Source organism: Nocardioides endophyticus, from assembly GCF_039543845.1.
GTDB classification, from domain to species: Bacteria; Actinomycetota; Actinomycetes; order Propionibacteriales; family Nocardioidaceae; genus Nocardioides; species Nocardioides endophyticus.
In genome coordinates this window covers 215354-226087 of sequence record NZ_BAABKN010000019.1, presented here as the reverse complement: position 1 = coordinate 226087, position 10734 = coordinate 215354, and the positions used below count along the sequence as shown (strand labels likewise).

The following is a 10734-nucleotide window of genomic DNA, read 5'->3' as shown; positions in this document are numbered from 1 at the left end:
TTGCGACTTCCGTAGGTCGAGCAGGCTGCGCAGCAACCGTGCCGACACCCCCGCACCCACTCGGGGCGGTGCCCACGGTTACGGGGTCTCGACGACGCTCGCTGATGGTGCGCTCGCGGGAGAGACCAGCGACACCTCGAAACCACCACCACTCGACTCATCCGCGGTCCTCGAGATCACCCTCGAGCTCCAGGTAGACCTGCTGCATGGCAGCCAGCGTCTCCGGATCCGGCGACTCCCACAACCCACGGTCCTTGGCCTCGTGCAGCTTCTCGACGATGCCGCGCAGCGCCCAGGGGTTGGACTTGGTCATGAACTCGCGGTTGGTCTCGTCGAGCACGTACTCCTGCGCGAGGGACTCGTACATCCAGTCGTGCACGACACCGGCGGTTGCGTCGAAGCCGAAGAGGTAGTCGACGGTCGCGGCCAGCTCGAACGCGCCCTTGTAGCCGTGCCGCTGCATCGCCGAGATCCAGCGCGGGTTGACGACCCGGGCCCGGAAGACGCGGTTGGTCTCCTCCTGCAGGGTCCGAGTCCGTACGGCGTCGGGCGTGGTCGAGTCGCCGACGTACGCCTTGGGCTCGGTGCCCGTCAGCGCGCGGACGGTCGCGACCATGCCGCCGTGGTACTGGAAGTAGTCGTCGCTGTCGGCGATGTCGTGCTCGCGGGTGTCGATGTTCTTGGCGGCGACCTTGATCCGCTTGTAGTTGGCGCGCATGTCGTCGGCGGCCGGCGCCCCGTCCAGGTCACGGCCGTAGGCGAACCCGCCCCAGGCCGTGTAGACCTCCGCGAGGTCGGCGTCGTCGCGCCAGCTGCCGGACTCGATCACCTGCAGGATGCCGGCGCCGTACGACCCGGGCTTGCTGCCGAAGATCCGCGTCGTGGCCCGGCGCTGGTCACCGTGCTCGGCGAGGTCGGCGCGGGCGTGCGCGCGGACGTAGTTGGTGTCGTCGGGCTCGTCGAGATCGGCGACCAGGCGGACCGCGTCGTCCAGCATCGTCACGACGTGTGGGAAGGCGTCGCGGAAGAAGCCCGAGATCCGCACGGTCACGTCGATCCGCGGCCGGCCCAGCTCCTCGGGAGGTATGACGGCCAGGTTGCTGACCCGGCGTGACGCCTCGTCCCACTCGGGCCGGACGCCGAGCAGCGCGAGCACCTCGGCGACGTCGTCGCCCGACGTACGCATCGCGGACGTGCCCCAGATCGACAGCCCCACCGAGGCGGGGTAGTCGCCGGTGTCGTCGAGGTGGCGCTGCAGCAGCGACGCGGCCATCGCCTGCCCGGTCTGCCAGGCCAGCCGTGACGGCACCGCGCGCGGGTCGACGGTGTAGAAGTTGCGACCGGTCGGCAGCACGTTGACCAGCCCGCGCAGCGGTGATCCCGACGGGCCGGCCGGCACGAACCCGCCCTCGAGCGCGTGCAGCAGGGCGTCGAGCTCGTCCGTGGTACGACGCAGCCGCGGCACCACCTGCTCGGCGGCGAAGCGGAGCACCCGCTGCACCTCCGGGTCGTCGTGCATCGTGTCGGCCGCCTGCGGCGACCACGACGCGTCCTCCATCCGCTGCACCAGGTCACGCGCCTGCGACTCGATCGCGTCGACGGCGGTCACCGCCTCCGAGCCCTCCTTGAGCCCCAGGGCGGACCGCAGCCCCGGCACGGCGGCGGTCTGTCCTCCCCACACCTGCGAGGCCCGCAGGATCGCGAGCACCAGGTTGACCCGGGCCTCACCCTCCGGCGCCTGGCCGAGGACGTGCAGCCCGTCGCGGATCTGGGCGTCCTTGATCTCGCACAGCCAGCCGTCGACGTGGAGGATGAAGTCGTCGAACTCCTCGTCGCCCGGCCGCTCGTCGAGCCCCAGGTCGCGGTGCATCTCGGCGGCGTGCATCAGCTGCCAGATCTCGCCGCGGACCGCCGGCAGCTTCGCCGGGTCCATCGCCGCGATGTTGGCGTGCTCGTCGAGCAGCTGCTCCAGCCGGGCGATGTCGCCGTACGTCTCGGCGCGTGCCATCGGCGGCACCAGGTGGTCGATGATCGTGGCGTGCGCGCGGCGCTTGGCCTGCGCGCCCTCGCCGGGATCATTGACCAGGAACGGGTAGATCAACGGCAGGTTGCCGATCGCCGCGTCGGTGGCGCACGCGGCCGACAGGGCAGCGTTCTTGCCGGGCAGCCACTCCATCGAGCCGTGCTTGCCGAGGTGGACCACGGCGTCGGCCCCGAAGCCGTGGGCCAGCCAGCGGTACGCCGCCAGGTAGTGGTGCGACGGCGCGAGGTCAGGGTCGTGGTAGATCGCGACCGGGTTCTCGCCGAACCCGCGCGGCGGCTGGATCAGCAGCACGACGTTGCCGGCCTGGATCGCGGCGAGCACGATCTCGCCCGCATCGTTGACGAAGAGCTTGCCCGGGGACTCGCCCCACGCCTCGACCACGTCGTCCATCAGCGCGCTCGGCACGTCGGCGGTCCAGGCGTCGTACTCCGCCTTCGTGATCCGCACGTGGGCGTCGGTGAGCTTGCCCCCGTTCAACTGCTCGGCGGTCAGCCACTCCTCGTCCTGGCCGCCGGCCGCGATCAACGCGTGGATGAGGGCGTCGCCCGCCTCCGTCTCCCCCGTCGATGCGGACGACTCGCTCTCGCCGACTCCGATGGTTGCGGAAGTCGCCCCCTCAAAGACACCGTCAAGAACTCGAGTCACCACGTTGTCCGACCCGAGCTCGTAGCCCTCCTCGCGCATCCGGCGCAGCAGGCGTATGGCGCTGACCGGGGTGTCGAGGCCGACGGCGTTGCCGACGCGGGAGTGCTTGGTGGGGTACGCCGAGAGCATCAGCGCGATCCGTCGCTCGGCGACCGGGATGTGCCGCAGCCGCGCGTGGTTGACCGCGATCCCCGCGACCCGGGCGCAGCGCTCGGGGTCGGCGACGTAGCGCGGCAGCCCGTCGGCGTCGATCTCCTTGAACGAGAACGGCGCGGTGATGATCCGTCCGTCGAACTCAGGGATCGCGATCTGCGTCGCCGAGTCGAGAGGCGTGACGCCGTCGTCGGACGCCTCCCACTCCTCGCGGCTGCTGGTGAGGCACAGGCCCTGGAAGATCGGGATGTCGAGGGCGGCCATCCGTTCGACATCCCACGCCTCGTCGTCCTCACCGGCGCTGGCGCCCGCCGGTTTGCTGCCACCCGCGGCGAGGACGGTGACGATCAGCGCATCGAGCGTGCCAAGGGCGTCGTACAGCTCGTCGGGTGCGGCGCGCAGGCTGCCGGCGAAGACGGGTACGCCGACGGCCTGCCCAGTCGCGTCGATCGCGTCGACCAAGGAGTGCGCGAAGCCGGCGTTGCCGCTGGTCTCGTGGGCGCGGTAGTAGAGGACGCCGACGCGTGGCAGCACGGTGGTTGAGGAAGGACGATGTCCTGTCTCGAAACCACCGGGCCGCTCGCCCATCCCCCACTGCGGCACGACGGCCGGCGGCTCGAAGCCCTCGCCGGTGAGCAGCACCGTGTCGGAGAGGAACGCGTGCAGCTGGCCGAGGTTCGCCGGCCCGCCCTCGGCGAGGTAGCGGTGCGCCTCGGCGGCGATGCCGATCGGGACGCTCGACAGCTCCATCAGCTCGGCGCTGGGCTGCGCCTCCCCACCGAGCACGACGACCGGGCGGCCGCCTGCAAAGAGCTGCTCGCGCCACGGGTCGAGATCGTTCGGCGAGCCGAGCAGCCGGACCAGGACGAGCGCAACGCCGTCGAGGTCGGGCACGGTCCGGGCCGGGTTGGCCACCAGCCAGTCGCCCCCGGAGGCTCTCGCAGAGAGCAGGTCCGTGTCGGAAGTCGAGAGCAGCGCGATGCGCATGGATCCTCCTCGGGGTTCTCGCCCGTCGTTGGTCGGAGGTCTCGTGGCCAGTGTCTGGCTTCGGCCGATCGCTGAAAGTCCAGCGAGGGCTTCACAGTGGCGGAACCGCCCCGGACTCACACCGGGTTCCTGTCCCACGAGACGTGGTCCCGCCAGCCTAGTGGGCGCCCTGGCGTCCTACAGATTGGGTATGACAGGCGGACGCCCGGCGAGTTGGGTGAGTCGAGGGGCCACTCACCACCGGTCACGAGGAGCTCCACATGAAGACGTCGTCGCGTGCCCTGACCGCTGCCGCTGCACTGGCGCTGGCCGTCGCCCTCGTCGCTCCGGCGACGGCGCACGGTGGCCATCACCCCGATCGCGCGACGCCGGGCGCCGACGGCGCGAGCGACTCCTACTTCCCGCTCGACGGCAACGGCGGGTACGACGTCGGCCACTACGACCTCGACCTGCGCTACGACCCGGCGACAGACCTCTTGCAGGGCCGCGCCACCATCAAGGCCAAGGCCACGCAGAGCCTGTCCACCTTCAACCTCGACCTGGTCGGCCTCGACGTCCGCGAGATCCGGGTCGACGGCGATCGCGCCCGCTGGACGCGCACCGACCACGAGCTCACCGTGACTCCGCGGCATGCCCTGCGGGACAACCGGAAGTTCACGGTGACCGCGACGTACGACGGCGTGCCGCAGATGCTCGAGGGTGCCGGTTTCATCGCCACCGACGACGGCTTCGACATCGCCGGCCAGCCGCACGTCGCCGCCAGCTGGTACCCGGTCAACGACCACCCGACCGACAAAGCGTCCTACACCTTCCGCGTCACCGTCCCACGCGGCCTCGAGGCGGTGGCCAACGGCCACCTGGTCTCGACGCGTTCGCACCGCGGCTGGTCCACCTGGACCTGGGAGGCTCGCGACCCGATGGCGAGCTACCTGACGACCGTCGACGTCGGCGAGTTCGACCTCAACGCCTACCGGGAGGACGGGCTGCGCTACCTCGACGCGGTCGACCCCGATCTCTACGACCCGGTCGCAGCGCCGTCGACCGGCACCCGGTTCGCTCTCTCGCAGGCGGCCAACTCGTCGTACAAGCGGCTGACCCACACCATCAACGTCCCGGCCGGCGGTGCGACCGTCGGCTTCACCGTCACCCGCGACACGGAGGCGGACTGGGACTTCGCGTTCGTCGAGGCGCACACCGTCGGCCAGGACGACTGGACCACGCTGCCGGACGTCAACGGCCACACCGACCAGAGCACCGGCAACTCGTGCCTGCTCTGGCCGGACCTGCACCCCTTCATCTCGACGCACTACCAGACCGTCGACCAGGACGCCGAGACGTGCGACCCCACGGGTGACACGGGCGAGTGGTGGGCCGCCAGCGGAGCCAGCGGCGGCCCCGAGCAGTGGCAGGTCGACCTCGGGGCGTACGCCGGGAGCCAGGTCGAGCTCTCGATCAGCTACGCGAGCGACGACGTGGTGCAGCTCAGCGGCCTCTTCGTCGATGACATCGTCGTCTCGACCGGCGAGGGATCCACGTCGTTCGAGTCCGGGCTCGACGGGTGGACGGTCCCCGGACCGCCGGCCGGAAGCCTGGGCAACGACAACGACTGGGTCGTCGGCACCGCCGCCGACGTGCCTCCCCCGATCGGCACCATCATCGACAGCTCGTTCGCACGGCAGCCGGAGATCGTGGACTTCCTCTCCAGCTACTTCGGCCGCTACCCCTGGCGCGACGTCGGCGGCATCGTCGACGACGTCGACGGTCTCGGCTTCGCGCTCGAGACCCAGACCCGGCCGATCTACTCGAAGGGGTTCTTCACCGACGCCGTCTCCGGCGACTCCGTCGTCGTCCACGAGCTCGCCCACCAGTGGACCGGCGACTCGCTCGCCGTCGAGCGTTGGAGCGACATCTGGCTCAACGAGGGCTTCGCGACCTACACCGAGTGGCTGTGGTCGGAGCGGGAGGGTCTCGGGACCACCCAGGAGACGTTCGACTTCTTCTACAACGACTTCATCCCCGACGACGACCCCTGGTGGCAGATCACCATCGGTGATCCGGGGCCGGACCTGCTCTTCGAGTACCCGGTCTACTTCCGCGGTGCGATGACCCTGCAGGTCCTGCGCCTGACGGTCGGCGACGATGACTTCTTCCGGATCCTCAAGAAGTGGGCGCAGAGCCGGGCCGGGGACAACGTCTCAATCCCGCAGTTCATCCGCCTCGCGGAGCGGGTCTCGGGCCAGCAGCTCGACGACCTCTTCGACGCCTGGCTCTTCACCCCGGGCAAGCCCGCCCTGCCCGAGTCGCCGGCGGGACCGTCCGCGCGCCGATCCGCCACCATGCCGCAGTCGGCCCAGGTCAGCCTCGAGCTCGCCCGGAAAGAGGGTGCGCTGAGGCGCTGACGGATGAGGAGCCATGCCTCAGCCCGATGACCACGCCGCCCAGAGCTCGGCGTACCGGCCACCGGCAGCGACCAGCTCGTCGTGCGAGCCACGCTCGACCACCCGTCCCGCGTCCATCACCACGATCTCGTCGGCGGTCACCGCCTGGGTGAGCCGGTGCGCGATGGTGACCGACGTGCGGTCCGCGGAGACGGCGAGGGCGGCCAGCTCCAGGGAGCGGGCGCCGGCGGACCCGGCCTCCGCGGTCGCCTCGTCCAGCACGACGACGTGTGGGTCGGCGAGCAGCACCCGGGCGAGCGCGAGCTGTTGCGCCAGTGCGGGCGTCAGGGTCAGCGCACCGTCGCCGACCATCGTGGCGAGGCCGTCCGGCAGCGCCTGCACGGAGGCCCAGGCACCGACGGCCGCCAGTGCGGACGAGAGGTCGGCGTCCGACGCGGACGGCGCCGCCAGCGTCAGGTTGTCGCGGACCGACCCGGCGAAGACGTGCACCTCCTGGCTGACGATCGCGACCGGCTGGCGTCCCGAGCCGTCGACCCGCGCCAGCGGCACCTCGCCGAGCAGGACCGTGCCCCGCGTCGGCGCCAGGCGTCCGGCGATGGCCGCGCCGAGCGTCGTCTTGCCCGCTCCGGAGGCGCCGACGACGGCGACCCGGTGACCGGGCGCGACGTCGAGCGACACCTCGTCGACCGCGGGCCTGCCCTCGACGTACTCGTGGTGCAGGCCGCGTACGACGAGGTGCCCGTCCGCCGGACGCTGCGGGTCGTGCACCGGGACCGGCGGCGGCAGCTGGGCCACGCCGACCAGCCTCACCAGCGACGCGCCCACCGACTGCACCTCGTCGAAGAGCCCGACGATCGCGCCGACCGGGTTGAAGAGCCGGTGGAAGAGGAGTGCGGCGGCGGTCACCGCGCCGACGGTCACCTGGTCCGCGTCGACCAGCGCGAAGCCGGTGCCGAGGATGAGCAGCAGGCCGATCAGCTCGGCTCGGTTGTTGCGGCCGTAGAAGCGGGTCTGCAGGCGGAACACGTCGATCGCGAGCTGCGCGGATCGCCAGGAGGCGGCGGTGGTCAGCTCCTGGTGGCGGCCCGCGATGCCGTAGGCGCGAAGCGTGCGGCTGGCGTGGATGCCGGTCAGCAGGGCCTCGGCGCGCTCGCCGTTCGCCTCGCGCTCGCGGCGGTAGTAGGGACCGGAGCGCGGGAGGTACCACCGCAGCGCGAGCACGTAGAAGGGCACCGCGCCGAGACCGGCGATCCCGAGCCGCCAGTCCAGGGCGAACAGCCCGACCGCCGTGAACACCACGGCCACGACCGAGTTGACCAGCAGCGGGATGACCTCGGTGAACGACTCGGTGACGAGTCGTACGTCGTCGCCGACCCGTGAGAGCAGGTCACCGGACCCGGACGACTCGAGCTGGGTAGCCTCGAGCTCGAGCGCCCGCTCGACCACGGTCTCGCGCAGATCGGCCAGCGCCGGCTCAGCGGTGCGCGCCAGCAGTGCGACGGACAGGAACGTCGCCAGCCCGCCGACGATGGCCGCGCCGACGATCCAGAGCACCGCAATGGTGATCGCGGACGCCGAGCCGCCGTCGACGACCACGTCGACGATCCGGCCCAGCATGAACGGCGCGACCAGGCCCGCCATCCCCTCGACGGCGAACATCGCCGCGCAGCCGGCGACCACCCAGGGCCGCTGGCCCAGCAGCCTGCGCGCCAGCGCCGTGGCCTCGCGCGCGGTGGAGATCGGGAGGAGTGCGCCCGTCATCTCAGCACCGCCGCCCGGTAGGCCTCGCCCGTGGCCAGCTCCGCATGGGTCCCGACGGCCACGACCTCACCGTCCACCAGGTGCACGACCCGGTCGGCGCGGGCGAGCAGGGCCGGGCTGCTGGTGACCACGAGGGTGGCTCCGTCGGCACGGCGTACGTCGTCGATCCCCTCGGCGATGCGCTGCTCGGTGACCGCGTCGACGGCTGTGGTCGGGTCGTGCAGCACCAACACCGGCGGGTCGGCCGCGAGCGCTCGGGCCAGGCCGAGGCGCTGCCGCTGGCCGCCGGAGAGCGTCATCCCGTTGACCGTCACCGGATCGTCGGGCAGGTCCACCGCCGCCGACGCGGCGAGCACGGCGCCGAACCGTGCCTCGTCGATCCGCGAGGCTGGGTCGATGTTGGAGTGCAGGGTGCCCTCGAAGAGGTCGACATGGTGCTCCGCGACCACCAGCAGCCGTTGCGACTCCTCGATCGTCAGCTCGGTCAGCGGCACGCCCGCCACCAGCACCCGGCCGGCGGTCGGAGTGCCCTCGCCCCGCAGGAGGTGCATCAGCGACCCGGCATCGGACGGGTCCTCGGCCACGATCGCGACGGTCTCACCGGGTCCCACCTCGATGCTCACCGCTCGCAACGAGCCCTCGCTCACGGACTCGAAGGTCAGACCGGCCGGGCCGGTCGCCGCGCTCGAGCCGACCTCGACCAGCGGCGGCGCGGCCAGCAGCCCGACGATGCGTCGCGCGGAGGCTCGGGAGCGAGCGAGCTTGGCCACGAGGTAGGCGATCATCCCCATCGGCTCGGCGACGAACTGGGCCAGCCCGACGACCGCGACCAGCTCGCCGATCGTCAGGTCACCGTCCAGCGCGCGCTTCCCGGCCACGAGGGCGACGACGGCGAGGAACGCGACGCTCAGGGTATGGGTGACGCCGTACAGCAGCCCCTCCCAGCGGGCCGCGGCGATGCTCGCGCCCATCGCCTCACGGCTCTGCCGCCGGTAGCGATCGTGCGCCGTACGTTCGCCGCCGATCCCCTTGAGCGGTCGCAGCCCGCGCACCAGGTCGGTCGCGAGGCCGGTCGCCCGGCCGATCGCCTCCTGACGCTCGTGAGCGCGGTGCGCGAGCCGCGGCGCCAGGACCTGCGTGCACACGAGCACGAGAGGTACGCCGACGAGCACGACCACGGCGATGAACGGGTCGATGGTCGCCAGCACCACGGCGCTGACGAGCAGGCCGGCGATGCCCGCGACCGTGTAGACGACCTGGTCGATGACCTCCGCGACCATGTCCGCGTCACCGGTCGCGACAGCCAGCACGTCACCGGGCAGCCGGTCGAGGCGGGCGCCACGCGGAGACAACACGTGGGCCGACACCTCGGTGCGCAGCAGGTGGCTCTCCTCCTGACCGGCGCGGAAGCCGATCCGCGAGCCGAACCGGTAGGCCAGGCTCAGCACCGTGAAGTGCACGCAGAGCACGACGCCCCACAGCAGCAGCCGTTCGACGTCGCCGGTGGCGACCGCGTGGTCGATCACGACGCCGATCAGGACCGGTACGGCGGCCTCGCACACCTGCCACAGCGTGATGAACGCGATCGCGCCGGCGAGGCCACGGCGCTGACGTCGGAGGGTGCGGCGGACCAACCCACCGGGCGTGGCTGGGTGCGGCTGGTTCGTCACGCGGACAGTATGGACGCGCGCTGCAGGGCCGGGGTCAGCGCCCGGAACGACCGCGCGTAGGCGCCGTACTCGTACGGCAGCGCGAAGCGCCACGCGGCCGCGACCTGCCGCGCCTCGACGGCGGGCAGCTCTGCGAAGACGGGGTTCGCCTTCGACGCCTGCGCGACGTCGTCGCGGTCGTCGAGGATGAGCAGGTCCGCGTCCACTCCTGTGGCGTTCTCCCAGCTCAGGATGTCGCCGTCCGGGACCTGGGCCGGCTTCCACACGTCGAGGCCGAGGCCCTCGAGGTAGGTGAGGTCGGCGTAGTCCTCCGCAGGCGCAACCCAGAGACCATCCTCGTAGGGCCCGACGAACGCCACCGACAGCCCGGGCCGGGCCGCCAGCACCTTCTCGATCTCCGCGCTCGCTGCCTCGAAGTCACCGCGCGCCTCCACCACCGTCGTCGCATCGAGATCGGCACCGAGGGCTGCCGCCAGCTCGTGGCGGGTATCGATGCCCTCGAACAGGTCGGTCTCGGCGGAGACGGCCACCAACGGCGCGATCCGGCCGGCCTTCTGCTGAGTCGCGAGGTCCGTGAAGCCCCACAGCGTCTCGGAGTCCGCGTAGGAGTCGAGGACGATCAGGTCGGGCTTCAGCCCGACCATCTTCTCCAGGTCGACCTCGCCGTACGTCGTGCTGAGCACGGTCACGTCGTCCTCGGCGATCCCGGCCTCGGCGTACCCCGCGATGTCCCCCCACGGCATGAAGGTGAGGACGCCGACCGGCTTGATCCCGAGCGCCCAGAAGGCCGGCAGCAGCCACTGCGAGACGACCAGGCGCTCCGGCGTGCTGTCGAGCTCGACCGTCTGGTCGCGGTCGTCGGTCCAGGTCCACGGTCCCGAAGGCTCGGTGGCTCCGAGGGCCGGAGCCGGGTCGTCGGAGCCGCAGGCGTTGAGGAGACCGGCCAGTGTCACGGCGCCCACCGCGAGTCCGAACCTGCGACGCGTGAGACGACCGCCGTGGGTGGCGGTGGGGAGCGCGTGGTCCACTACCGGAAGCCGCATGAGAGGGGTCCTTTCGACTAAGGGTAGCCTTA

5 protein-coding genes and 1 riboswitch are annotated in these 10734 nt (G+C 71.5%); of the genes, 1 reads left to right on the top strand and 4 read right to left on the bottom strand.

The window, feature by feature from the left end; genetic code table 11:
- Nucleotides 1-157 precede the first annotated feature (157 nt).
- Nucleotides 158-3829 (bottom strand): cobaltochelatase subunit CobN, encoded by a 3672-nt coding sequence (gene cobN / locus ABEA33_RS15660; protein ID WP_345527749.1) that lies wholly within the window; start codon nt 3827-3829, stop codon nt 158-160.
- A gap of 28 nt (nt 3830-3857) precedes the next feature.
- A riboswitch (cobalamin riboswitch) is annotated at nt 3858-4005 on the bottom strand.
- Nucleotides 4006-4089: 84 nt separating this feature from the next.
- Here cobN and ABEA33_RS15655 point away from each other — a divergent pair.
- Nucleotides 4090-6228: a M1 family aminopeptidase gene (locus ABEA33_RS15655; protein WP_345527748.1), complete on the top strand. Its 2139-nt coding sequence runs from the start codon at nt 4090-4092 to the stop codon at nt 6226-6228.
- Between the two features lie 18 nt (nt 6229-6246).
- Here the strand turns inward: ABEA33_RS15655 and ABEA33_RS15650 are convergent, their stop codons facing one another.
- From ABEA33_RS15650 to ABEA33_RS15640, 3 genes are read right to left on the bottom strand one after another with little or no spacing between them, the layout of a single operon-like run.
- Nucleotides 6247-7989 (bottom strand): ABC transporter ATP-binding protein, encoded by a 1743-nt coding sequence (locus ABEA33_RS15650; protein ID WP_345527746.1) that lies wholly within the window; start codon nt 7987-7989, stop codon nt 6247-6249.
- Nucleotides 7986-9659: an ABC transporter ATP-binding protein gene (locus ABEA33_RS15645; RefSeq protein WP_345527745.1), complete on the bottom strand. Its 1674-nt coding sequence runs from the start codon at nt 9657-9659 to the stop codon at nt 7986-7988. Before ABEA33_RS15645 ends, ABEA33_RS15650 begins: the two co-directional genes overlap by 4 nt.
- On the bottom strand, nt 9656-10702 hold the full coding sequence (locus ABEA33_RS15640; protein WP_345527744.1) for an ABC transporter substrate-binding protein: 1047 nt from the start codon (nt 10700-10702) through the stop codon (nt 9656-9658). Before ABEA33_RS15640 ends, ABEA33_RS15645 begins: the two co-directional genes overlap by 4 nt.
- Between the last annotated feature and the right edge of the window lie 32 nt (nt 10703-10734).

What these genes read in the sequence shown, in the direction of transcription:
- ABEA33_RS15650 (WP_345527746.1), bottom strand. Translation starts at nt 7,989, where the DNA reads ATGACGGGCGCACTCCTCCCGATCTCCACCGCGCGCGAGGCCACGGCG.
- ABEA33_RS15655 (WP_345527748.1), top strand. Translation starts at nt 4,090, where the DNA reads ATGAAGACGTCGTCGCGTGCCCTGACCGCTGCCGCTGCACTGGCGCTG.
- ABEA33_RS15640 (WP_345527744.1), bottom strand. Translation starts at nt 10,702, where the DNA reads ATGCGGCTTCCGGTAGTGGACCACGCGCTCCCCACCGCCACCCACGGC.
- cobN (WP_345527749.1), bottom strand. Translation starts at nt 3,829, where the DNA reads ATGCGCATCGCGCTGCTCTCGACTTCCGACACGGACCTGCTCTCTGCG.